General features: G+C 67.7%; 20 protein-coding genes and 1 tRNA gene. 7 read left to right on the top strand and 14 right to left on the bottom strand.

Features of this window, described 5'->3' with window-relative positions:
* The first annotated feature begins 50 nt into the window (after positions 1–50).
* On the top strand, positions 51–347 hold the full coding sequence (locus CK206_RS00190) for a hypothetical protein (protein WP_096905148.1): 297 nt from the start codon (positions 51–53) through the stop codon (positions 345–347).
* 48 nt (positions 348–395) lie between these two features.
* Here the strand turns inward: CK206_RS00190 and CK206_RS20690 are convergent, their stop codons facing one another.
* Complete coding sequence (locus tag CK206_RS20690; protein ID WP_371607048.1) at positions 396–623, bottom strand: DUF4357 domain-containing protein; 228 nt, start codon at positions 621–623, stop codon at positions 396–398.
* Positions 624–937: 314 nt separating this feature from the next.
* On the opposite strand from CK206_RS20690, the gene CK206_RS00180 reads away from it, so the two are divergent.
* Positions 938–2035, top strand: a complete 1098-nt coding sequence (locus CK206_RS00180) for an IS630 family transposase (RefSeq protein WP_081470573.1) — start codon at positions 938–940, stop codon at positions 2033–2035.
* On the opposite strand, the gene CK206_RS19435 is transcribed toward CK206_RS00180, so the two are convergent.
* The 3 genes from CK206_RS19435 to CK206_RS00165 form a co-directional block, all read right to left on the bottom strand.
* Complete coding sequence (locus tag CK206_RS19435; protein ID WP_143337673.1) at positions 2018–3751, bottom strand: ankyrin repeat domain-containing protein; 1734 nt, start codon at positions 3749–3751, stop codon at positions 2018–2020. The genes CK206_RS00180 and CK206_RS19435 overlap by 18 nt on opposite strands.
* Before the next feature lie 142 nt (positions 3752–3893).
* Positions 3894–5072: a methyltransferase gene (locus tag CK206_RS00170; RefSeq protein ID WP_254050428.1), complete on the bottom strand. Its 1179-nt coding sequence runs from the start codon at positions 5070–5072 to the stop codon at positions 3894–3896.
* 139 nt (positions 5073–5211) lie between these two features.
* Positions 5212–5547, bottom strand: a complete 336-nt coding sequence (locus tag CK206_RS00165; protein ID WP_067712893.1) for a hypothetical protein — start codon at positions 5545–5547, stop codon at positions 5212–5214.
* Between the two features lie 150 nt (positions 5548–5697).
* Here CK206_RS00165 and CK206_RS00160 point away from each other — a divergent pair, with 150 nt between their 5' ends.
* Positions 5698–6546, top strand: a complete 849-nt coding sequence (locus CK206_RS00160) for a class I SAM-dependent methyltransferase (RefSeq protein WP_159981051.1) — start codon at positions 5698–5700, stop codon at positions 6544–6546.
* Positions 6547–6567: 21 nt separating this feature from the next.
* On the opposite strand, the gene CK206_RS00155 is transcribed toward CK206_RS00160, so the two are convergent.
* From CK206_RS00155 to CK206_RS00140, 4 genes are read right to left on the bottom strand one after another with little or no spacing between them, the layout of a single operon-like run.
* Positions 6568–7725, bottom strand: a complete 1158-nt coding sequence (locus tag CK206_RS00155; RefSeq protein ID WP_096905142.1) for a Wadjet anti-phage system protein JetD domain-containing protein — start codon at positions 7723–7725, stop codon at positions 6568–6570.
* Positions 7725–11129 (bottom strand): ATP-binding protein, encoded by a 3405-nt coding sequence (locus tag CK206_RS00150; protein WP_096905141.1) that lies wholly within the window; start codon positions 11127–11129, stop codon positions 7725–7727. The genes CK206_RS00155 and CK206_RS00150 overlap by 1 nt, the downstream gene beginning before the upstream one ends.
* Positions 11122–11712: a DUF4194 domain-containing protein gene (locus CK206_RS00145; protein ID WP_254050427.1), complete on the bottom strand. Its 591-nt coding sequence runs from the start codon at positions 11710–11712 to the stop codon at positions 11122–11124. The genes CK206_RS00150 and CK206_RS00145 overlap by 8 nt, the downstream gene beginning before the upstream one ends.
* Positions 11709–13142 carry a DUF3375 domain-containing protein gene (locus CK206_RS00140; RefSeq protein WP_096905140.1) on the bottom strand — a complete coding sequence of 478 codons (1434 nt, stop codon included), beginning with the start codon at positions 13140–13142 and terminating at the stop codon, positions 11709–11711. The genes CK206_RS00145 and CK206_RS00140 overlap by 4 nt, the downstream gene beginning before the upstream one ends.
* A 158-nt stretch (positions 13143–13300) precedes the next feature.
* Between CK206_RS00140 and CK206_RS00135 the strand changes: the two genes are divergently transcribed.
* From CK206_RS00135 to helR, 3 genes are all read left to right on the top strand, one after another.
* On the top strand, positions 13301–13516 hold the full coding sequence (locus tag CK206_RS00135) for a hypothetical protein (RefSeq protein ID WP_096905139.1): 216 nt from the start codon (positions 13301–13303) through the stop codon (positions 13514–13516).
* On the top strand, positions 13494–13886 hold the full coding sequence (locus CK206_RS00130) for a type II toxin-antitoxin system death-on-curing family toxin (protein WP_069390079.1): 393 nt from the start codon (positions 13494–13496) through the stop codon (positions 13884–13886). Before CK206_RS00135 ends, CK206_RS00130 begins: the two co-directional genes overlap by 23 nt.
* Positions 13887–14003: 117 nt before the next feature.
* Positions 14004–16331, top strand: coding sequence for an RNA polymerase recycling motor ATPase HelR (gene helR / locus CK206_RS00125; protein ID WP_096905138.1), 2328 nt, complete (start codon positions 14004–14006; stop codon positions 16329–16331).
* Here the strand turns inward: helR and CK206_RS00120 are convergent.
* The 3 genes from CK206_RS00120 to CK206_RS00110 all read right to left on the bottom strand — a co-directional run bounded on the left by CK206_RS00120 (position 16255) and on the right by CK206_RS00110 (position 17537).
* Entirely contained in the window at positions 16255–16614 is a 360-nt protein-coding gene (locus CK206_RS00120; protein WP_096905137.1) for a DUF86 domain-containing protein, read from the bottom strand. The genes helR and CK206_RS00120 overlap by 77 nt on opposite strands.
* Positions 16611–16940, bottom strand: coding sequence for a nucleotidyltransferase family protein (locus CK206_RS00115; RefSeq protein WP_069390077.1), 330 nt, complete (start codon positions 16938–16940; stop codon positions 16611–16613). The genes CK206_RS00120 and CK206_RS00115 overlap by 4 nt, the downstream gene beginning before the upstream one ends.
* An 87-nt stretch (positions 16941–17027) precedes the next feature.
* Entirely contained in the window at positions 17028–17537 is a 510-nt protein-coding gene (locus tag CK206_RS00110) for a hypothetical protein (protein ID WP_096907192.1), read from the bottom strand.
* 192 nt (positions 17538–17729) lie between these two features.
* Between CK206_RS00110 and CK206_RS00105 the strand changes: the two genes are divergently transcribed.
* On the top strand, positions 17730–18011 hold the full coding sequence (locus tag CK206_RS00105; RefSeq protein ID WP_069390076.1) for a hypothetical protein: 282 nt from the start codon (positions 17730–17732) through the stop codon (positions 18009–18011).
* A 212-nt stretch (positions 18012–18223) separates the two neighbouring features.
* On the opposite strand, the gene CK206_RS00100 is transcribed toward CK206_RS00105, so the two are convergent.
* The 3 genes from CK206_RS00100 to CK206_RS00090 all read right to left on the bottom strand — a co-directional run bounded on the left by CK206_RS00100 (position 18224) and on the right by CK206_RS00090 (position 21203).
* Positions 18224–18297: transfer RNA gene (locus CK206_RS00100), tRNA-Met, on the bottom strand.
* Positions 18298–18507: 210 nt separating this feature from the next.
* A complete protein-coding gene (locus CK206_RS00095) occupies positions 18508–18984 on the bottom strand; it encodes a luciferase family protein (protein WP_205475766.1) in 477 nt (158 codons plus the stop codon).
* 92 nt (positions 18985–19076) lie between these two features.
* Positions 19077–21203: an FAD-dependent oxidoreductase gene (locus CK206_RS00090; RefSeq protein ID WP_096905136.1), complete on the bottom strand. Its 2127-nt coding sequence runs from the start codon at positions 21201–21203 to the stop codon at positions 19077–19079.
* Between the last annotated feature and the right edge of the window lie 14 nt (positions 21204–21217).

Below are 21217 nucleotides of genomic sequence, written 5' to 3'. Positions count from 1 at the left end.
CGCCCGGCCGAACCGGCCATCCGGCCCGCCAGCCGCGACGAACCCCTGTCATGCACTCCGCCTCGCAGTCCCCTCGGCCCGCCGACTTCCCACTGACGGCGGACAGCTCTGACGTTGAAGGGCTGTGGGCGGGCTCTTCACACGACGACCCCGAGCTCGCCGCCCCCGGGCACTGCGCACCCGAACAGACTGATCCCGAGCGCCGCGACTTCCTCGCCGCCATGCGCGCGTCGTGGGACGACTGGGTGCCCGTCGCCACCACGGGCTGGGGCGCGGTGGTGCTCATCGCCCCGTTACTCGCGGTGCACGCGCTGGTCTGGGCACTGGGTGGGCGCGGCCCCCGCTAGGGCATCGCACACACGCTGATCCACGTTGCGCAGTATCGAGCGTCTGGTCTAGACCTTCCTTCTGAACTTGGGACCACCGAGCAAGTCGTTGATGCTGCGTCCCTGTGAATCCTTCCATTCGGCGCGTCCGCCAGCCGTCCGTCCCGCGACCAGACATGCAGCAGACGAAACGCTCCTGAAGCGACAGTCACGAGTGAAGACATAGCGACCTGCTACTTCCCGAATTATCCCTCGGGCCAGCAAGTCTCGCCGAATCGATCGTGATTCAGCGGGCATCGACTCAAGCGTGGCCTTACGAGCAGCTGATCCTGCCTTCACGATGATGGTGTCCCCGTCCCAGTCCGCTCGAGCCGAGTAATACGGGCTCTCCAAGGAGAGCCTGATCGGCGGCGCGAAGTGGGCCTCCCCTCCTGTACTGGCATCGTCGTTGGCGCTCGCGCCCCGCCTCTCTCGCGCGTCGGCCACGTCGGACCCACTCGATGGACCCGTGGACTTGATCGTGTTGCCCCTGTGCGGTTCGACACCAGCTTCAATCGCTAGTGTCGTGCGTGTGAAGTAGTTTTACAGTTGGGTTTGTGAAATCATGGGGCATGGCGAATCGACCTGCCCCGGCATTGATGTTGCGTCCCGGCGATCGCGAGAAGCTTGAGAGAATGACGCGCTCGCAGTCGATGTCGGCAGGCATGGTGCAGCGAGCTCGCATCGTGCTGCTGGCTTCGGAGGGCCGGCGTAATGCGGAGATCGCCGAGTTGGCCGGGGCGTCGCGGCCGAAGGTGAACCTCTGGCGGTCCAGGTACGAGGACAAGGGCATCGGGGGCCTGGCTGATGAGAAGCGTTCTGGTCGGCCGCGCACGATCGATCACGCGGAGATCGTGACGGCGACCTTGATGCCGCCGCCGAAGTCTCTGGGCGTGACCCACTGGTCGTCGCGGCTGCTGGCGTCCCGGTTGAAGGTCTCGGCCTCGACGGTGGTCACGGCGTGGCGTGCCTACGGGATCAAGCCGTGGCGCTCGGAGTCGTTCCGGTTCTCCACCGATCCTGAGCTGGTCGGCAAAGTCACCGACATCTGCGGCCTGTACCTGGCGCCGCCGGAGAACGCGATCGTGTTGTGCGTGGATGAGAAGTCCCAGATCCAGGCACTGGATCGTACTCAGCCGATCTTGCCGATGCAGCCCGGCCTGATCGAGCGGCGCAGCCACGACTACGTCCGGCACGGCACCAGCACCCTGTTCGCGGCGCTGGACATCGCCACCGGTCAGGTCACCGCCGCACTCAAACCGCGTCACCGGAACCAGGAGTTCCTGGCGTTTTTGAAGCAGATCGAGCGGGCGTACCGTCATGTCGTCGATGCCGACGGTCAGCCAGTTGAGCTGCACCTGGTGATGGACAACTACGCCGCCCACAAGCACGCAAACGTCAAGGCCTGGCTGGCCGAAAATCCCCGGTTCAAGGTCCACTTCACACCCACCCACGCGTCGTGGATGAACCTGGTCGAGGTGTGGTTCGGCATCGTCGAACGCCAGGCCATCCGCCGTGGGATCTTTACATCCGTCAAGGACCTCAACGCGAAGATCCGCGCCTTCATCGACGGCTGGAACCACCGATCCCACCCCTTCGTCTGGACGAAAACCGCCGACGAAGTCCTCAAGAAAGCCAACCGTAAGAAGACTTCAAATGCGGACCACTAGTGCGTGAACCTTCTCCCACAAGTTTCGAACTCTCTCGGAAACTTCACGACCACTGCGGTTGCCCATGGCGGTTAGCAGGTCCTGATGAGAACCAGGACCGAGGCCACTTTCGGCCTCCCTCTCGAGAACGAGCCGGAGGTTCTGCATGAGCTGGGCGTTGTGGCCACCGAACTCGACTATCACCGCATTCGTCCACAGCTTGCCTGCGACCGTTTGATCCGAGATCTCTTCGTTGGCCGCGATGACTGAAACGGATTCCCAGCGTCTGCCTTTCTTGAACTCAGACACCGTGACGACGAATACCTCGGAAACGTGTTGGCGCTCGCGGTTGTACTTACGAACAGACGCCTGGGGCACAACCGTGACTGCGCAATCGCCGAGATCTGACCAAAGGGTTCTAACTCCTGCGAGCGCTCGGGTGTGCTCTTCATGATCAACATCGGGAGGTTCCGGCATAGAACCAGGAGAAGCAGCTACAACCGGATTGGTCGCTTCGACGGGCCCCGCCTTCTCGCTACCTATCCGATCTCGATCTGCCTGCTCCGCGCTCTGGCCGTCTCCATTCGTTTCCTGTTCGCCCGCTTGAGTCATTTCCAGGGGGTCGTTCTCCCACGTGTCGACAACCCCAGTCCCATCGAGGCGGTAGACGATGCCGTCGTCGGCGCTGCCAGCCGAATTGTGTTCGACCAGCAACTCGCCCTCTTCCAGGTAGATGCGGAAGAAGTGGCCACTGCCCGTCAGATCGAATTCGATTTCGCCACCGACCTCCGCGATAACGGCGACCTGAGGTGCTCGGAATCGCGGAACGGCATCCTCTTTTGTAATTTCCGCCAAGAGCTTATCGAGCCTATAAGTCAGGACTCGAAAAAGAGCCACCTCCACTTCACGGTTCACCTTGGGTGCAAGGGCCCCAACTAACTCGGAGCGACCATGGAGTATCGCCAAGTCGACAGGTAGCCATCCTCTGGCATCCGCTAGCGATCGCCAAGCCCCGAGCGCAATGAGCCTCTCGACTACCTCTACATCGGCTCCGTTGATTGCTGCTTGGTGCAGTGGAGCCACCATTGATACTCCACCCGGGCGCCAGGTGTTTACCAAGCTCCTTGATCTCACATCTGACGAATCGAGGGTCTCGAGAACTGCTTCCCAGTCACCCACCGCTGCAGCATCAGCGAGTTGGTGATTTCCCGCCGCGAGTTCGGCATCCAGAATCCCCGGCCAAGAGGGGCGGGTAACCGCCACATCTTCGATCTCTAGATCGAAGTGATCCAAAGCGAATCCGTAGAGAAGGTCGTCGCGATCTCCACCAGCGGGCAGCAACTCGACCAGCGCGCGCACGGCCTCACCACACTGGAAATCATCACGCACAAGACTCAAGCGACTTAGTGCCAATCCGCCAGCAGGGTTGCTGCGGATAATCTCGGCTTTGCCGAGCGGAACATCAGGCGGCACATCCGAAGCCCACCACGTTGATGCTCTTACTGCCGACCAGGCATCCGCGGAGTCCGGTGCAGCATCACCATCCGCGAACGGCGCCAAGTACTCATCGAGGTGGGCTTGTTCGGCGAGATACCTGGTAGTCGTATCGTGGCCAATCCTGGCACGGGAGATCGCCCATAGGAGCAGGACTGCAAGCTGCCGTTTCTCCTGCTCTGGCAGATTTGCCAAGTCCAGACCATTCAGCGGCGAATCGGGGGAAGGCCCACCATTTGTCATAGAGTGAAAGCTATCAACTCGGTCCGACTTCAAGGATCCGCATTCACAGGGACGTGGGCGGAGCCCACTCCTCACGCAGGTATCGGATGGGAGAGTTTCCCCGTCGAGTCCGCGCCGGGGGTTCGTTCCTCCATCGGACCTTTCATCTCTGCCGAGCCAGTCGCCACAGGATCGTCCGCTCCTGTGAGCGTGCCGCGTGGAGTGGGTCGGCGTCGTCGGCCGCCCGTGGGTGGCGAGGCGTCGTCTCGTGCGCTCCCAGAACCGTCAGCCCGGCGTCGGCGATGCGCTGCAGGAGTTCGTCGCGGCTGCGCAGCCCGAGCTGCTCGGCGAGGTCGGACAGGATCAGCCACCCTTCGCCCTGCGGCGTGAGGTGCTGCGCGAGCCCGTCCAGGAAGCGGCCCAGCACGTCCGAGCCCGGGTCGTAGATCCCCTGCTCCAGTGCCGAGGTCGGATGACCGGGAATCCACGGCGGGTTGCACACCACCACGTCGGCCCGCCGGGAGTCGCCCACCTCGTCGTCGTCATAAGGCCACAGGTCGGCCTCCACCACGTCCACCCGGTCGGCCGACCCCAGCCGACCCACGTTGTCCCGCGCGCACTGCACAGCGCGCGGGTTGATGTCGGACGCCACGACCCGCCGGGCCCCGCGCCGGGCCAGGACGGCCGCGAGCACGCCGGTTCCGGTGCCGATGTCCCACACGATCGCATCCTCGACGCCCTGCGGCCAGGGGGCGTCGGCGACCAGGTCGATGTACTCGTCTCGGGTGGGGGCGAACACGCCGTAGGCGGGATGGATCCGAGCCCCCAACGCGGCCACCTCGCTGCCGCCCAGGTGCCACTCGTAGGCGCTGATGACGCCGAGGAGCTCGGGCAGCGAGACCAGCGTGTCCCGACCGGTCGAGTCGTTGCCGTTGTGGGTCGGCGGCCCGTAGGCATGGGTGCAGGCGTCGCTCACGTCGGGCGCCCGGCGCAGCCGAACCGAGTAGTCCTGCTCCAGTGGGATGAGGACCTTTCCCAGCGTCTCCGCCCGCTGCGCGCGTGCCTTCCGGTTGGCCAGGAACACCTCCCCGGGGTCGGAGCTCTGCGGCGCCCGGGACGCCCGCTTCTGCAGACGCCGGTCGAGGGCGCGCATGAGCTGGCGGGCGTTGTGGAAGTCGCCCCGCCACAGCAGGCCGGTGCCCCGCCGGATCATCCGAAGCGCCTTGTCCGCGGCGATGTCGTCGTGGATCACCACGATGTCCCGCGGCGGCGGCGCGCCGTTCTCCGAGTGCCACCGGGCCGTGCGGCCCTCGCCCTTCTCTCGCCAGCTGACAGTGGTCACAGGCGACCCGGGGGCGGCAGGAGAAGACACGGGAGTCCTTCGAACGGGCGCGCACTCGACCGTGGGGACGAATGACGCGCGAGAGCAAGCTACCCGCGAACCGGGCCGGACCCAGTGTCTCAGCTCCGCCGCCGAACGGTCACGGCCAGTCGATCTCATACGCCTCGGCCCGGGCCGAGTACATCCGTCCCCCGCTGACGAAGTAGCCGTCGGTGTAGGTCGCCGTGTCGGAGGGGATGCCGTGGGCAAGCGCGTAGAGCTGGGCCGCGAAATCGTCGGCATCGAACGCGCCGGAGGTGTCGCGATGGGGAGTGACGATCGCGGTCCTGTCGGCGAAGACCCCGGGCGCTCCCGTCAGAGTGATTCGGCGAGCGCGGTAGTCCCCGGCGCGAACGAGGGCGAGGGCTTGGCGGAGCACCGTGTCGTAGCGGGTGCCGGTCAGTGGTGTGGCGATGTGCATGGCCGACAGCGTCACACCCGTCGGCGGCGTCCTCGCCCGCGCGACGGTCCCCGGCAGGGCAGCCTGTGGAGAGTCGCGTGCCCTGTGAGTGTGGTGCCGCTGCCGTGAGGGTTCCGGTCGCCTCTCCCCGGTTCTACGATGGGAGTCGAGGCATTGGAGCCCATCATGAGTGCATCGCAGGCCGACCTCTGGAGTGGCCCCGTCGGGCAGTCGTGGGTGCGCAATGCGCTCGCGTACGACACGATTCTCGAGCCGCTCGGTCGCGCGGCCCTCGACCGCCTGGACCTCGGCCCACCGCAGCGGGTGCTGGACATCGGGTGCGGGACCGGGACCACGACGTTGGAGATCGGACGCCGGGTGCGCCCGGACGGGTCGGCGGTCGGCGTGGACGTGTCCCGACCGATGGTCGAGTGCGCGCAGGCTCGCCTGGTGGACGAGACGGGCGCGGAGAACGTCGAGTTCCTCGCCCTCGACGTGGAGAGCGAGCCGTTGCCCGGCCTGTTCGACGCCGCGTTCTCGCGGATGGGCGTGATGTTCTTCGACCGCCCCGAGGTGGCGTTCTCCGCCGTCCGGGCGGCCCTCGAACCGGGCGGCCGGCTCGCGTTCGTCTGCTTTGCCGCGCCCGCCGCGAACCCGTTCATCACGGTCCCCACCGGCGCCGCGTTGGCCCGGCTCGGCGGTGCCCCCGTGCCTCCGCCGGGCGCGCCGGGACCGTTCTCGTTCGCCGACCCGGACCGCGTGCGCAGTGTCCTGGAGACCGCCGGCTTCGAGTCTGTCGAGGTGAACCCCGGCCCCGACGAGGTCACCCTCGGCCCCGCCGACCGCCTCGAACAACTCGCCCGGCAGGCGCTGGAACAGAACCCCCAGGCCATGATGGCGATGGCCGCCAACCCCGATGCCCGCGACTCCGCTGTCGCCGCGGCCGCCTCTGCGCTGGGTGAACATGTCACCGACGGCGAGGTCCGTCTGGGTGCCGGAACCTGGGTCGTCGAGGCCCGCGCGCCCGGGGTGTGACGCGGTGGAGGCGCCCTACGCTCAGGACCAGTCGTAGGACAGCCGATCCAGCGTCCAGGCCCAGTTGACTCGCTCCTGTTCCAGGCGGACCTGCTCGCCGAAGCGATCGGAGACGAGGTCGTCGTAGACGGCGGCCTCACCGGCGGTCAGCAGATCGAGTGTGGCGTTGGTCGGGGAGCTTTCCCGTCCCCACCGGTCGCGATGGGCGTGCAGGGTCTCCGAGTCCATCAGGAAGGACCTGGTGTGCGGGAGGTGGGTCCGCAGCCGGTGCAGGATCGCGAAACCGTGCGTGTCGAGGTCGCCCCAGTAGTGCACCTCCGCCTCCTGCAGTGCCGCCCACCGCCCGAGACGCGCCACGTCGAAGCCCTTGCCCCAGATCACCACCCCGTCGGCGGGCACGGGAAGCGTGAGGTAGGTGATCTCATTCTCCACCACGACGGCTGTAGTGAATCGCACGTCGAGGTCGTCGAGCTCGCCCACCCGCACGCTCAGCTCCGAGACAGGGATCGGGGCGATGGACGCGGCGAGGCGGATCCGCACGTGCTCCGGTTTGGTGCGCAGCCCGAGGTCGGTCAGGAACGGCCCGGCCTGACGCGATACTCCTAGCAGGTCGGCGAGCACCGACCTGCGGGCCTCCACGAACTTGGTGTCCACGCCCGGGGCGTCGATCTGACGCAGGTACTTCCCGCTCCCCCGCGCGGCATCGAGCCACCGGTAGGCCGTCAGGAGCTGGGACCACTCCGCGTGGTGGCCGAGCGCGGGGACCGGCCTCGCGAGCACCCACTCACGTACGCGCTGGTCTGGGGCCGAAAGCATCATCTGCTCGAAAGCAACTACCTGCGCGCGGACGCCCAGCAGGTCCCAGGCCTGCGCCAGCCGGGACACCACGGCATGCGTCGGGATCTGGTTGCGCCCGACCGCCCGGCCGCCGATCGTCTTGTACCGCAGTTCGTAGCGCGCACCGCCGCGGCTGCCTGCCTCGAGCGCCCCGATCCAGTCCTGGATCTCGCCGAGTCGGTCTCCGATCTCGGAGGCCCGGGGTCCAGCGAGTGGGACCTCGATGGGCGCCACTGGTTGGTCCTCGGCCAACGTCCGGAGCAGGGTGCCGTCGTCCCAGCGGCGCCGCACCTTGTCGCGGACGGTCTCCGGTGTGGCCCACCTGCGCGTCGCAGCGGCCATCAGTTACCGCTGCTCTGGCGGTGGTACTCCTCGGTGGACATCATGACCAGCCGCGAGTACCGCCCCTCGACATTGTCCACGTAGCCGATGGACCGGACGTACGGCGCGATCACGTGCACCTTCTGCAGCGGCGTCACGATGAGCAACTGGATACCGAGTTTGGCGAACAGCTCGAGGGCGTAGCGGGTGGAGGCATCCGAGCCGCGGCCGAACGCCTCGTCGATCACCGCGAACCGGAAGTCGCGGGCCTTGTCCGCGCCCCACTCCAGCCCGAACTGGTACGCGAGCGAGGCGGCCAGGATCGTGTAGGCGAGCTTCTCCTTCTGTCCACCCGATTTGCCGTCCGAGTCGCGGTAGTGCTCCCACTCCTCGTCGGTCTCGCGGCCCCGCTCGGAGGCGGAGAAGGTGTACCAGTTGCGCACGTCGGTCACGCGGGACCGCCAGGTCCGGTCGGTCTCGCTGTGCCCCTCGCGACCGCGGAGGCGCTCGAGGATCGCGCGCACGTCCTGGTAGCGCCGTTCGGAGTACTGGTCGTCTCCACCGCCGAGCGCGTCGTCGGTGACGGCCCGCAGGTCCGCGCGGAACTGCCGGACGTCCTGGTTGACCGTGTTCTCGCGGTCCAGCCGGATGTACCTCCCGGGATTGAAGTCGATCGCTCCGAGCGCCTCGTTGATCTTCTCGACCTTCTGGCCGATCTCGTCGGCCTGGCGCAGGAGCCAGTTGTGGAAGCCGGCGAGCTCGCGGATGGTGTTCTTGCGCAGCTGGTCCTCGAACTCGTCCACGAACCGTGGCAGGTCGTCGCCGGCCACACGGTCGTGGAACCGCACGTACTCGTCGCGTGCGTCAACCGAGGCGTCCATCTCGGTGGTCTGCTCGGGCCACCGCCGCCGGATCTCGGCCATGGCCTGCTGGATGCTGGTGGTATAGCCGTTGAGCTCACGCTGGGTGCGGTCGGTCTCGGAGTCGATCGCGTCGGACAACGCCCGCTCCTGCCGGTGGGCCTCGTCCGCGCTCGTCGCCATCGCCTTGACCGACCCGGCGCGGCCCTGCCGGTCGCGCAGGCGCGGGTATACGGCCCGGGCCGCCTCACGGATCGCCTCGTCCAGCTCGTCGAGACCGCGCTGGTCGTTCTGCATCTGTTCGGTCTCGTGCTCGATGCGGCTCTGCCACCGACTGTGTTTGTCTGCCAGCGCTCGTTCGTCGACCCCCAGGACGCGGACCCGCTCGTCGACGTCCGCGAGCCGTCGATCGATCTCGGCGAGCTCGCTGCTGCCCTCGACCAGGCGGCGTCGTTCTGCGTCGGCGGCCTCGGCGCGGGCCCGGGCCTCCTCCCAGTCCAGATCCCGCCACGACGGGTAGTCGGCCAGGCGCGCGAGCGCGGTGTGCCGTGCACCCGCCTCTTTCTGGTCGCGGGACGCGGCCTCGAGTCGGGTGCCCAGCTCGGCTACCGCGGAGTCGAGCTGCGCGCGACGCTCCTGCAAAGCGGCGACCTTCTGCTCGTTGCGCCAGCCCAGCACCCAGCCCCGCGGGTCGGTCGCCGACTGCCGGTCGTCCTTGACGTGCCGGTCGCGGGACCGGACCTGCCCCTCGCGGGTCACCGCGCGCTCTGCGGCCCGGAACTCCTCCAGGGTGTCCGCGCAGCGGTGGTCCGCGCGGGCGAACAACTCCTTGTACAGGTACCCGCGTAGGGGCGTGTCGGCGATCTCGATGGTGTCCGCCAGCAACAGACCCTCGATCTGCGGGCGCTGCAGCGAGACGTGTCTGTCCGGGACCCGCTCGTACTGCAGGCGGACACCCACCGTGCGCCCGTCGGAGCGCCGGGCGGTCAGACGACGATCGTTGACCCACCGGGCGACATCGGCGTAGTGCCGCTGAGGCACCAGCAGGGACACGGCGAATCCGCGCAGCACGCGCTCGGCGGCGCCGCGCCACTGCGCGTAGTCCTCGGACACGTCGAGCAGTTCGCCCGCGAACGGCAGGTCCGCCTGGTCCAGACCGAGTTCCGCGCAGAGGTCGGCGCGGAGCTGCAACTGCTCGGCCGGCAGGTTGCTCCGACGGCCGGCGAGACTGTCCAGCTCCTCCTGCACCTCACGCAGCTGCTTCTTCTGCTCCCCGTGGTCCAGCACCAACGCGTCGTATCGGTTCTTGAGCTCGGCGGCCTCGGCCTCGAGCTCCGAACGCCGGCGTGCGAGGTGAGCGGCGAGGTCGGCGAACCCGGTGGCGTCGCCGACAGGTTCCAGCCCGGCACCTGCCACGGCATCGTCGAATCGCTCGCGTCGGCGGAGCCGCTCCTCGGCCTGCTCCCCCGCCTGTCGGGCCTCGCGTTCCAGCTCGCCCACGCGGTTGCCGCCCGCCTCCGCGCGGGCGGTGACGAGCTGATCCCGCTCGGCGACAAGGTCCGCAGCCTCTGCCCGCATCTGCTCCAGTCGGGCGGTCGCGGCCTCGACGTCCGCGCCGATCCGGTCGATCTCGGCCTGCCGCAGCTCTATCCGTAGCTCGGCGAAGTACGGCCGGATCGCCACGCGTTCCTCGTGGAGACTCCCCCGGCGTTCGAGGGCGGCGTCGTACTTGTTTATCGACCGGACCAGCGGTTCCAGCGCCTCGAGCTGTGCCCGGGCCCGCTGGACGGCGTCGTAGGCGCGGGTGAGGTCCTCGAAGTGCCGGATGATTCCCTCGATGCGCTCGGACGCATCGGCCGGCTCGAGCATGTGGGTTCGGACGAAATCGTTGAGGTCGCCGACGGCCTTCATGGAGATGGTCTGGTGGAACAGTTCCATCGCCTGCTCGGAGCGGATCCCCAACAGGCGGCGCATGGTGCGCCCGTAGGTCGGGAAGTCCTTCTCCACCGTCGCCCCGCCCGAGCGCAACCGCTTGAGCAGGACATTCAGGTCCGACCCGAAGTCGGTGAAGTCGGCCTCGATCGACAGGGCCCTGTTGGCGGTGACAAAGCGACGCCACGGCTGGCCCGTGGTGTCCTGCTGCTGGAACACCTGGGCGAGGGTCACCTCGTCGCTGTATCCCTCGTTGACGAAGACGCCGAGGATCACCGAGTACGAACGCCGGTCCCGCAGCGCCACCGGGCGGACACTGCCGGTGGCCTCGTTCCGCTCGGTCTTGTGATGGCCCTCGACGTACGACCGGAGGGTGCGCTCCTTGCGCGCGGCGCCGGCGGCCTTGTTGTAGTCGATCCGGTGCGACGGGAGCATGAGGGTGCTCACCGCGTCGACAAGCGTGGACTTGCCGCTGCCGATGTCGCCGGTCAGCAGCAGGGTCTCGCCGCCTGGATCCAACTGCCAGACCCGGGAGTCGAAGGTCCCCCAGTTGAGTACCTCGAGCCGGGCCAGGCGGAAGCCGGGGCGCCCGCTCGCCTCCAGCTCGACAGCGGAGAACAGTCCGTCACTCATCGTCTACCTCCGCGTGTCCCGCTCCCGCGTCGGCGTACTCGGCGAGCTTGGCCGAGAAGTCGGACAGGGTCTCGGCGTCCACGTACGCCTTGAGGATCCTGCGGACCTCCCAGGTGTCCTTCCGTCCCCGGAGTTGGCGGAGGAAACCCATGGTGACCAGCCGGTTGATGGAGGTCTCGACCTGCTTGAGCGTGCGGGCCTCGTCGGTGCTGCGGGCCAGGAAGAGCTGGACCATGTCCACGATCTCCTCGTGGGTGAGCACCAACTGTCCCTGATCGCCCGCCGACTCGAACTCCACGAGCCTCTTGCGCAGCAGCACCAACAGGAGACTGTCGGAGTAGGTCAGCGCCCGGCGTCTGATCACGCGTGGGAGCGCCTCTTCGCCGTCGGGGGTCTCTGCGGTGCGGAGGTAGGCGTAGCCCTCGTCGTCGTCAATAACGACGTCAAGTCCCACCACGGCGAAGTGGTCGCGCACGGCGCCCCGGTGACGCAGGAGGTCGCCCCACGCGTCGGATTCCTGGTAGACGACTCCCTGCATGAGTCGGATGGCGCTGGTCGCGATCGCGCGTTCCTCCGGTGTCACCGGCGCTTCACCTCCACCCGCGGCATCCGTGCCCGCATCATTCGTCCGGCTTCGTCGTACTCGATCACCGTCTCCTCACGCTCGTCGGTGGTCACCTCGAGCTCGTCGTGATCCAACGCCAGGTAGCCGACGAGTTCCGCGGCGCCGTGCTCGACCGGGTACATGTCGATGATGTCCTCGAGCAGTGCGGTGCCGCGCGCCGGGATGAGGGAGCGCAGGCGGGCGGCGAGCCTGGCGGGATCGACGATCACCTGGTCGGTGAGCACGGAGGTGTCCACGTCCTCCTGCTGCGCCGGCGGCAGGAGACTATCCACCTCGGCGGCGGGCCGCACACTGTGCAGGGGCCGTTCGGTGGGCAGGGAGATCTCGACGCTGGTCTCCTCCAGTTCCAGCCCGAAGCCGGGTGAGGCGCCGTCACGCAGTCGTAGTGCGGTGCCCTCGATCTCGCGGACCAGGTCCAGGACGCGACGGTTTTCCAGCCAGATCTGGTCGTCAGTGAACCGGCGGAGTTGTTCGGAGATCTGCCGCACCGTCAGCTGGGTCCGTTCGGCGGCCTCGGCCCAGCCGTGGTGCACGGTGCGGATGCGGCGATCCGCCCCCAGTTCCTCGATCGAGGTGAGCCGCTCGAGAAGTGTCGACAGTTCCTCCTGGCTGGACGCCGACAGCAGCAGATCGTAGAACGCCTGGAAACTGCGTCCCTGGTCGGAGGAGTCGATACGGCTGCGCCCGCTGACGAGCTCGGCCAGCAGCTCGCCTTTGCTCCCCTCCCAGGTGGCGATGCGTTCGCGGGCGGACCGGTCGAGCGCGCGGAAGTTCTCCTCGACCTCGCGGAAGTCGGCGAGCAGCTCGCGGGCGGTGGAGGCGAACTGTTGGTAGCGATCGCGCACGGCCGTCATGTCGAGCAGTCCGGCCTCCGGGTCCTGGTTGATCTGTTCGATCTCCCGCTCGATCTCCCGCTTGCGCCGCTCCAGCTCGTCCAGCCGCACCGCCGGGTCGGCCTCGGTGCCCTGAGCGATCTGCCGGAGTAACTCGACTGCGGTCTGCAGCCTCGATTCGGTTCCGACGAAGGACCGCTCGGCCAGGCTCTGTACCCACGCGTAGGCCTTCTCCAGCGCCGGGGTGGCGTCGTAGTGGATCTCGTCTGTGCCCAGCGGGTAGAAGCGCCGCAGAAACCCGGACTCGGGCGCCGCCCAGTCGGACAGGTAGTCCGACGGCGGACGTTGGAACCGTGGATTGTCCGGGTCCTGAGCGTTGAGCGCGTAGAGCTGATCGTCCAGAGCGTCGATGAGATGCCCCTCCGGGCTCGCGCCTCGCCCCTCGTCCACGAAGTAGCGCCCGAGGAACGACAGCAGCAGCGGCGCGTGGGTGGCGCGCAGCATCCGCCAGGCGGGGTGCCGCTCGCGCAGCGCCTCGATCTGGGCGTAGTCCACGCGTTCTCCTCGGGTCTGCGGTACTCGGGTCGGGGTTCCTCGGTGCCGACAGTCTAGGAGTGGCCTCCGACACGGCGCCCATGAGGCTGGCGTGTAAGAGCGCCTTGCCCACAACCCCACCACGTATATACTCTGTATATTCGTCTAAGGAGGCAATTGTGGCGAAGCGACTCATCAGTATCCCTGACGATGTGGACCGTCGACTTGCAGAAGCCGTCCCCTCCGGGCAGGTCAGCGGCTTCGTCACCGAACAGATCAAGCGCGGGCTTGACGAGCAGGGCCTGCGCTCTATGGATGACGCCATCGCCCATATCGCCAGAAACAGCAAGCCGCTACTGGACCGTCTCGGGAATGTCAGTGATCTGGACGCCTGAGATCATCGACATTTTCCGGACCTACGCGGCGATCTACCCTGAGCATCCTGAGGTGCGTGACATGGGGCTTCTGCAGAGTTCGGTCGAACGGCCCCGAACGACCCTGTTCGGGGCCGAACAGTATCCAAGCATCCACGACAAGGCCGCATCGATTCTGGACTCATTCTGCCGCAATCACTCGCTTGTCGACGGCAACAAGCGATGTGCGTGGATCGCTGTCGAACTGATCTACTTCCGAAACCTCGGGGCGATATGGGTGGCCGGCGATGACGCGGCCTACGATCTGGTGATCCGCGCAAGCGATTCCCACCTCGATGTCTCCGACATCGCTCACGACTTGCGGGCAGGATTCAGCCAAACTCAGAGCTGACCCCGAAGTATCCACTCACGCCAGTCCCGAACGTGGACTCTGATTGCCTCCCCTTCTCAAGTTATAGCTGGTAGGGGGCCTTGCGGCAAGACCCCGGTGGGGGCGCACACTGTCGCCATGTCCCCCGAGGCACCCGGCATCTTCGCCCTCCCCGATCACCTCGCCCACAAGGCTGACCCGGCGCACATCGCCGCCGACGAACGCCACCTCGCCGCCATCTCCCACGCCCTCGACCAGAAGGTCGCCTCCCTGTCCGCCCGTCTGGACGCCCGCCGCCGCGACCCGGCCGGCCGGGGCGCGCAGACCATCGAGCGCGACGCCGACATCCGAAGCCTCGTCGCCGAGCTCGCCACGCTGCGCCGGTTCGGGCTGGACGTGTGCATCGGCCACTACGCCGTGGCCATGTCAGACCCCGCCGCCCCCGACTCGCACCACCCCGACCACCACCAGACCGGGTCCGCGCGGGTGTACGTGGGCCGCATCGGCCTCACCGATGCGGCCGGCACTCCCCTCCTCGTGGACTGGCGCGCCCCGGCCGCCGAGCCGTTCTTCGCCGCGACGCTCGCCGATCCGAGGGGCGTGACGTATCGCCGTCGGTACCTGTGGTCGGGCGGGCACATCGTGGACTACTGGGATGAGGTTTTTGGCGACGACGACGAGGTCTCCGCTCACGTCAGCCCCGACGACCTCTCGGCGTTCGTCTCGAGCTTGTCCGAGGCGCGGACCGGCCGAATGCGCGATGTGCTCACCACGATCCAGGCCGATCAGGACGCCATCATCCGCGCTGACTCCCGGGGCGCCCTCATCGTGGACGGCGGACCCGGCACCGGCAAGACCGTCGTGGCCTTGCACCGGGCGGCGTACTTGCTGCACGCGCAGTCCCGCGAAGGGCTACGCCGCGGCAACCTGCTCCTCGTCGGGCCGCACCGGCCATACCTGGACTACGTGGCCGATGTGCTCCCCTCGCTCGGCGAGCACAGCGTGCAGACGGCGACCGTGGCCGATCTCGGCCTCACCGCGCTCGGCGGGGCGATCGCGTCATCGACCGACGGCCTGCCCTACGAGCCCCATCCCGAGGCCGCCCGCCTGAAGTCCGAGCTCCGCATGGTCGAGGCGATCGAGGCCGCGGTGCGCTTCTACGAGCAACCGCCCGAGCAGTCGATGCTGGTGCAGACCGAGTGGGTGGACCTCCGCCTGACGCCGGCAGACTGGGCCGAGGCGTTCGGCTCGGTCGAGGACGGCACACCACACAACGAGGCTCACCCGCAGATCCGCGAGACGATCGCCGAGATCCTCGTTGACCGAGCCCTCCATAACAGCGCCGGCGGCGTGCCCGAGGAGGTCCTCCGCGCTGAGCTCGCAGCGCACCCGGACCTGCACCGCGCCCTGTACCGGGCATGGCCGATGATCAGCGCCACCGACCTCGTCGGGGACCTGTGGACCGTCCCGGCGTACCTGCGCCTGTGCGCACCGTGGCTGACCACCGAGCAGATCCGGCTGCTCCAGCGACCCGCGGCCGGCGCGTGGACGACCGCAGACCTGCCGCTCCTGGACGCGGCCCACCACCGGCTGGGCGACGCCGACCGGGCGCGGAGGGCTCAGCGCCGCCGGGCCGAGCGATCCGCAGAACTCGCGAGGCGCCAGCGGGTGATCGACTACCTCATTGCCGCCGACGACGATCCCGAGGGCGTCTCCCCTATGCTCCGCCACGCCGATCTCCAGGAGGCTCTGCTCGATTCCCCGGCGGACGAGGAACCGGCCATCGGCCCGGCCCGCCTGGCGGGCCAGTTCGGCCACATCATCGTCGACGAGGCGCAGGAACTCACCGATGCCGAATGGCGGATGATCCTGCGCCGCTGCCCGTCGGGCAGCCTTACGATCGTCGGCGACCGCGCGCAGTCCCGCCTGGACTTCAACGAGTCCTGGGCCGAGCGACTGGAACGCATTGGCCTCTCCCCTGCCCGCATCACCTCGGTGCATCTGAGCATCAACTACCGCACGCCCGCCGAGATCATGGAGGCCGCCGCCCCGGTGATCCGGTCGGTGCGGCCCGACGCCAACGTGCCCGAGTCGGTTCGCCGCAGCGGTATCGCCGTCGAGTACGGCCACGTCGAGGATCTCCAGCACGTGATCGACGAGTGGCTCGCCAGCCACTCCGAGGGCACGGTCGGCGTCATCTGCGCGCCCAGCGCTACCGTCCCCGACTTCAACGAATCCGACCGCGTCCGCTCGCTGACCCCCGAGCAGGCCAAGGGCCTCGAGTTCGACCTGGTGGTCCTTGTTGACCCAGATTCGTTCGGCCCGGGCGTCACCGGGGCAGTCGACCGTTATGTGGCGATGACGCGGACGACGCAGCAGTTGGTCGTTCTCACACCTGAGCGCCGTCTTGATTCGAACCGCGTGTGTGCGTCTTCAGGGCAGCGGCGAGAGGAGGGAGGTAGGTGACCACAACGTCGCGTACAACTTCCGGTTCTACCCCGAAGTACTGATGTACCAGGATATTGCGGAAGCCACGGATCTGCGGCCAGCCGATCTCCGGGTGTGCATCTCTTACGTGTTGTGGAAGGTGATTCGCAGCCTCGCCGATTATCTGCAGGTTCCGTTCGATGGCGTCCTCAGCCATGAGGACGAGGTCGTCAGCGTCGTCGTCCAGCCTGCGGACGTACTGCTGGCATCGATCGATAGCGTTCAGAATGTCGTCGATACGCCGACCGGAATCGCGACTCATAGCGCTACGGCGTCGGCGAGCGCCGTTTCAGCTATCGGTCGCTTGAGCAACTGCTCGGGGAAGATGTCGATGTCCTCGCGACCGAAGAGCGTACGAACTTCCTCCAATAAGCCGGAGGCTCGCATGAGGAGGTTGCCGTCGGCTGGGTCCATATCGACCAGGATGTCCACGTCGCTCCCGCCGTTCGCAGTACCACGGGCGACTGATCCGAACAGCATCGGATTCGTCGCAGCGTACTTGGCAAGGAGGGCTCGGAACTCGTCTCGACGCGCCTCGATGAGCTCACGCACGGCGAGCGATTCGGGAGTCGGGGCGGTGCTCGTCATAGCCTCAGAATATCGGCTGCATTAGCTGACGGAAGACCCATGCGCTCTACCGCCTGTCCCGCCGTCGCCCGAATCGCCACCGGGCGATCATAGGTCGCCTGACTTCAGACGCTGCACCACCCGGGGAGCCAACCCGCCTTCCGCGAGCCTGTACTTCGACCACTTGTCGCCACTCTCGGCGGACATCGACGTCGAGAAGACGCGCCGACCCCGTGCGTTCACAGTGGTGTTCGCTTCGAAGACGGGGCTCGGCACCATCCATGACTGCTCGATCGAGCCCCGCGTCACGTTCACGTAGACGAACAGCATGTCCAGGTCGCTGCGAGGGTAGAAGGACGAGTCGCGGACGTGGGCCTGGAAACGCCCCCGTTTAACTACTGCGCCATCCGACATTCGCGCTTTGACTTGGACGGCCAGAGTGGCGGTGTGTTCGCGCAGGTGAAAGACCAGGTCGACGCCCTCGTCGTCGATGATCGACGTCGACACGTTGAGTTTTGCGCGGGACTGCAGGATGCAGGTGGCAGCGACGAGCAGCTCCGCGGCTTTGCCCATGCGTCCGGCATCGAGTGACTTCTCAGAAGATTCGTCGGGCCCCATTGCCGCACTATAGAGGCGCCTGAGCGAGCCGACGGCCCCAAGAACAGAAGAGGCCATCAGTCGGCAGACACAGCGGCAAGCAGAATGGATAGACCCGTGGGCGGACTCACGATTCGTCCGCATTGCCGTAAGGCACCGACCCGGCACTGTTAGCGTCACTCAGGCCTGGGACAGACCGGAGGAGGCACAGCGTTGAGAAAGAAGACGTTCGCGGCGCTCGCGGGCACCTACGGGATCCTCTTTCTCCTCACGACCGCATGGACGGCGTGGCAGATCGCTACTCACGGGGCCGAGAACGTCAGCGCCCCGGTTTTCCCGGCGATGGCACTCGGGGCTCTCGTCGGCGTCGTGGTGATGAGAATCCGCGGCAAGCGGCGGGGACAGGCGACGCTCTCCAGTGCGCTCGCCGCGATAGTGTCCTTCGCTGCGGTCGCCGCCGCCGGGCTCTGGGTGTGGTTTCTCTTCGCGGCGTAGCGCCAGGCCGCTGACCAGGGGTGCCCTGAACGCCCCGTGCAGGGCACCCCAGGTCACAGGCCGTCTTCGGACTCCCGCACGAGCTCGCGCGCCGTAGTCGTCTCTTATTGCCCAGCTCTGACCGCCTCCGCTCGTCGGTCGATCGGGGCCCGGGGCGCGGAAAGCACTCGAGCCCGGCTCCCCCATCAGGGAACCGGGCTCGAGTGCGTGTGTAGCGGGGACAGGATTTGAACCTGCGACCTCTGGGTTATGAGCCCAGCGAGCTACCGAGCTGCTCCACCCCGCGTCGATTGCCTCACCGACAGTACGTGCAGTCCGACAGGGTTCCAAATCGTCGGGAGGGTACGGCCGGGCCTATCCCTCGCCGAGAGTTCAACCCTGTCTTCCGACGAGGACTTCGCCGCCGCCGAAACCCAGAACCTGGTGCTCGCCGTCCGCATCGAGCTCAGAGAGTGCCGAGGCCTCCGCCGCCCGAGGGGCGAATCGTCGGGCCCGGCTACTCCAGCGAACCGCCGGCCGCCAGGTAGCTCTGCTCGATGGCGAACCGGACCACGGCGAGCTCGTCCTCGTCGCGGGGCCCGTAGACCATGATCACGATCGGCGGCAGATATCCCTTGCCCACCAGACTGTGATACTCCGCCCAGCCCGCCGCGATCAGCTTCTCCGCGACGCCCGTCGGGACGTTCAGGTGCAGACTGCCGTCCGTTGCCGGGTGAATATGCCCCCATTCGCCCCCGAGCAGGTCCGGCAGGGCGGGCGCCGCGACGGGTGAATCGAGGTAGAACGCCACCGAACCGGGAACGGACACCGTGCTCACGCCTCGCCGCACCCCAGGCAGAGACAGGGCGTGGTCACGCGCCATGTCCTGCAGTTCCGGTGGGGCGATCTGCTCGAGCTGGGTGTGCGGGTTCGACGGGGTCGTCGCGGGTCGCGCACCGCGGCGCACGGGCAGGGTATCCAGAGTCAGGGTCAACGGCTGTTCTCGCTTTCACGCGCGGATTCGGACTGTGGCCAGGGCCCACGGCCACTGGGGTGCGATGGGCCGCTTTCGACCAGAGATCGGGGTCAGCCCTGCGCCACGGCCTTCCACGCCGAGTGGATGGCGCCGTGGATGTAGCCCACCTCGCCGGCGTCGCCGATGACCTCGCAGTCGATGCCCGCGGCGCGGAGCTCGTCGGCCAGCGGGGCCGCGGCGGTGGTGCCGTCGGCGTAGATCACCATGTCGGCAGCGGCGGACTGGGCGCGCCCCTTGGCGTCAGTCCAGGCGACCGTCGACTCGGTGATGTGGCTGACCTTCACCCGGCGCTGGATGTCGACGCCGTGCTCCTTGGCGTGGCGCACCGCGGTCCAACGACGCGGCATGGCCAGCGGCAGCCCGAGCTGCTGGGACTCGTGCAGGAGGGTGACCTTGCGGCCCCGTTCGGCCAGGAACTCCGCAAGCTCCAAGCCGACCAGCGCACCGCCGATCACCACGACGTCCTTACCCATCGGCAGTGCGATCTTGGTCAATCGACGAATCCACGCCGGCCTCTTGGTGATGGTCGAGAGTCTGCCCAGCCGCCCGACGGTCCGCAGGAAGAACCCGGCCTCGTCGGCGGTGGCGATACCCAGCATGGTGGCGCGCAGCGAATCGCCGGTATGCACGTGCGGAAGGTCGCCGCCGGGGATGGCCGGGGCCGGACGCTTGGCGCCGGTCGCCACGATCACTCGGTCCGCACCGAGTGCACGGATCGACTCCACCGTGGCTTCAGTGTTGAGCCGCACGTCGATGCCGAGCCGGTTGACCTCGGCCTCGAAGAAGCGGATGAGCGGCTCGTTGTCCGGCGTGGTCAGCGTGGAGAACCACATGGTGCCGCCCAGACGATCGGCCTTGTCCAGCACGGTGACGCGGTGCCCGCGCTCGGTCAGGACCAGGGCCGACTCGAGGCCGGCGGGTCCGGCGCCCACCACCACGACGTGCTCGCGCGTGGGTGCGGGCGTCAGCGGCAGCAGGGTCTCGTTACCGAGCGCCGGGTTCACCGCGCAGAACGGGGTGTCATCGAAGAAGTTCTCCGCCACGCAAAGGTAGCAGTTGATGCACGGGCGCACGCGCTCCGGCGTGCCGGCGGCCAACTTGTTGGGCAGGTTCGGATCGGCGAGCAACTGTCGACCCATGGCGGCGAAGTCGACCTTGTCGTCGTCGATCGCCTTTTCCGCCACCTCGGGGAGCATGCGGCCCACGGCGATGACGGGGATCGACACGGCCTTCTTGATGGCCGCGGCGTTGTCCACGTACGCGCCGATCGTGTCCGGGAGGGGGCCGTCGGTGAAGTTGTCGAAGGGGTTGCGGCCCCAGCCGGTCACGTGGATGGCGTCGGCGCCCGCGCGCTCGAACAGCACCGCGGCCTCGGTCGCCTCGGGCAGGGTCAGCCCGCCCTCCTGGCCGTACTCCTCACCGGACACGCGCACCAGCACGGCGAGCTTGTCGCCCACCCGCGCCTTGACCGCGGCGATGACCTCGCACGTCAGCCGCGCCCGGTTGGCCAGCGACCCGCCGTAGGAATCGGTGCGCAGGTTGTCGCGGCGGTTGAGGAACACGCCCAGGATGTAGCCGTGCGCCACGTGGATCTCGATCGCGTCCGCGCCGGCCTTGGCTATCCGCTCCGCGGCGTCGGCCCACGTCTCGATGAGCCACGCGATGTCGGCGTGGTCCATCTCCTTGTAGACCGTCTTCTTGCCGCCGGTGGCCGCGCCCATCCGACCCAACTCTTCGCCCGTACTGTCGGCCAGGGCGGAGTAGTCGTAGTCGTAGTCCGGGGTGCTCGGCGCGATGAGGGGGCGGTCGTTGGCGATGTCCACGCGCGCGACCTTGCCGTGGTGCGTGGACTGCACGCACAGCTTGGACCCGGCCGCGTGCACCGCGTCGGCCAGCGCCTTGAGGCCCGGGATGTACTTGTCATCCGACAGTCCCGGCTCCTTCATGGACGCCGCGCCCACCGGGAACGCGATCGCGCACGCGCCGGTGATGATAAGCCCCGCTCCCCCGGCCGCGCGGGCGACGTAGTGGTCGATCTCCCGCTGCTCGATCTCCCCGTCCTCGGACACGTTCATGTCCATCGCGGGCAGGACGATGCGGTTGGGCGTCTCCATGGGGCCGATGCGGCCGGGAGACATGAGGCGAGGGAATGAGGTGAGGGTCGTCACGCCGATCATGATACGCCCGAGTT

The sequence above is a fragment of the Dietzia sp. WMMA184 genome, from assembly GCF_002441635.1.
Taxonomy (GTDB): Bacteria; Actinomycetota; Actinomycetes; order Mycobacteriales; family Mycobacteriaceae; genus Dietzia; species Dietzia kunjamensis.
The sequence above is the reverse complement of the archived record's forward strand: the minus strand, read 5'-3'. Positions and strand labels throughout refer to the sequence as shown.

What these genes read in the sequence shown, in the direction of transcription:
- CK206_RS00120 (WP_096905137.1), bottom strand. Translation starts at nt 16,614, where the DNA reads ATGAGTCGCGATTCCGGTCGGCGTATCGACGACATTCTGAACGCTATC.
- CK206_RS00155 (WP_096905142.1), bottom strand. Translation starts at nt 7,725, where the DNA reads ATGGCCGCTGCGACGCGCAGGTGGGCCACACCGGAGACCGTCCGCGAC.
- CK206_RS19435 (WP_143337673.1), bottom strand. Translation starts at nt 3,751, where the DNA reads ATGACAAATGGTGGGCCTTCCCCCGATTCGCCGCTGAATGGTCTGGAC.
- CK206_RS00180 (WP_081470573.1), top strand. Translation starts at nt 938, where the DNA reads ATGGCGAATCGACCTGCCCCGGCATTGATGTTGCGTCCCGGCGATCGC.
- CK206_RS00130 (WP_069390079.1), top strand. Translation starts at nt 13,494, where the DNA reads ATGTCAGTGATCTGGACGCCTGAGATCATCGACATTTTCCGGACCTAC.
- CK206_RS00150 (WP_096905141.1), bottom strand. Translation starts at nt 11,129, where the DNA reads ATGAGTGACGGACTGTTCTCCGCTGTCGAGCTGGAGGCGAGCGGGCGC.
- CK206_RS00190 (WP_096905148.1), top strand. Translation starts at nt 51, where the DNA reads ATGCACTCCGCCTCGCAGTCCCCTCGGCCCGCCGACTTCCCACTGACG.
- CK206_RS00115 (WP_069390077.1), bottom strand. Translation starts at nt 16,940, where the DNA reads ATGACGAGCACCGCCCCGACTCCCGAATCGCTCGCCGTGCGTGAGCTC.
- helR (WP_096905138.1), top strand. Translation starts at nt 14,004, where the DNA reads ATGTCCCCCGAGGCACCCGGCATCTTCGCCCTCCCCGATCACCTCGCC.
- CK206_RS00160 (WP_159981051.1), top strand. Translation starts at nt 5,698, where the DNA reads ATGAGTGCATCGCAGGCCGACCTCTGGAGTGGCCCCGTCGGGCAGTCG.
- CK206_RS00110 (WP_096907192.1), bottom strand. Translation starts at nt 17,537, where the DNA reads ATGGGGCCCGACGAATCTTCTGAGAAGTCACTCGATGCCGGACGCATG.
- CK206_RS20690 (WP_371607048.1), bottom strand. Translation starts at nt 623, where the DNA reads ATGCCCGCTGAATCACGATCGATTCGGCGAGACTTGCTGGCCCGAGGG.
- CK206_RS00090 (WP_096905136.1), bottom strand. Translation starts at nt 21,203, where the DNA reads ATGATCGGCGTGACGACCCTCACCTCATTCCCTCGCCTCATGTCTCCC.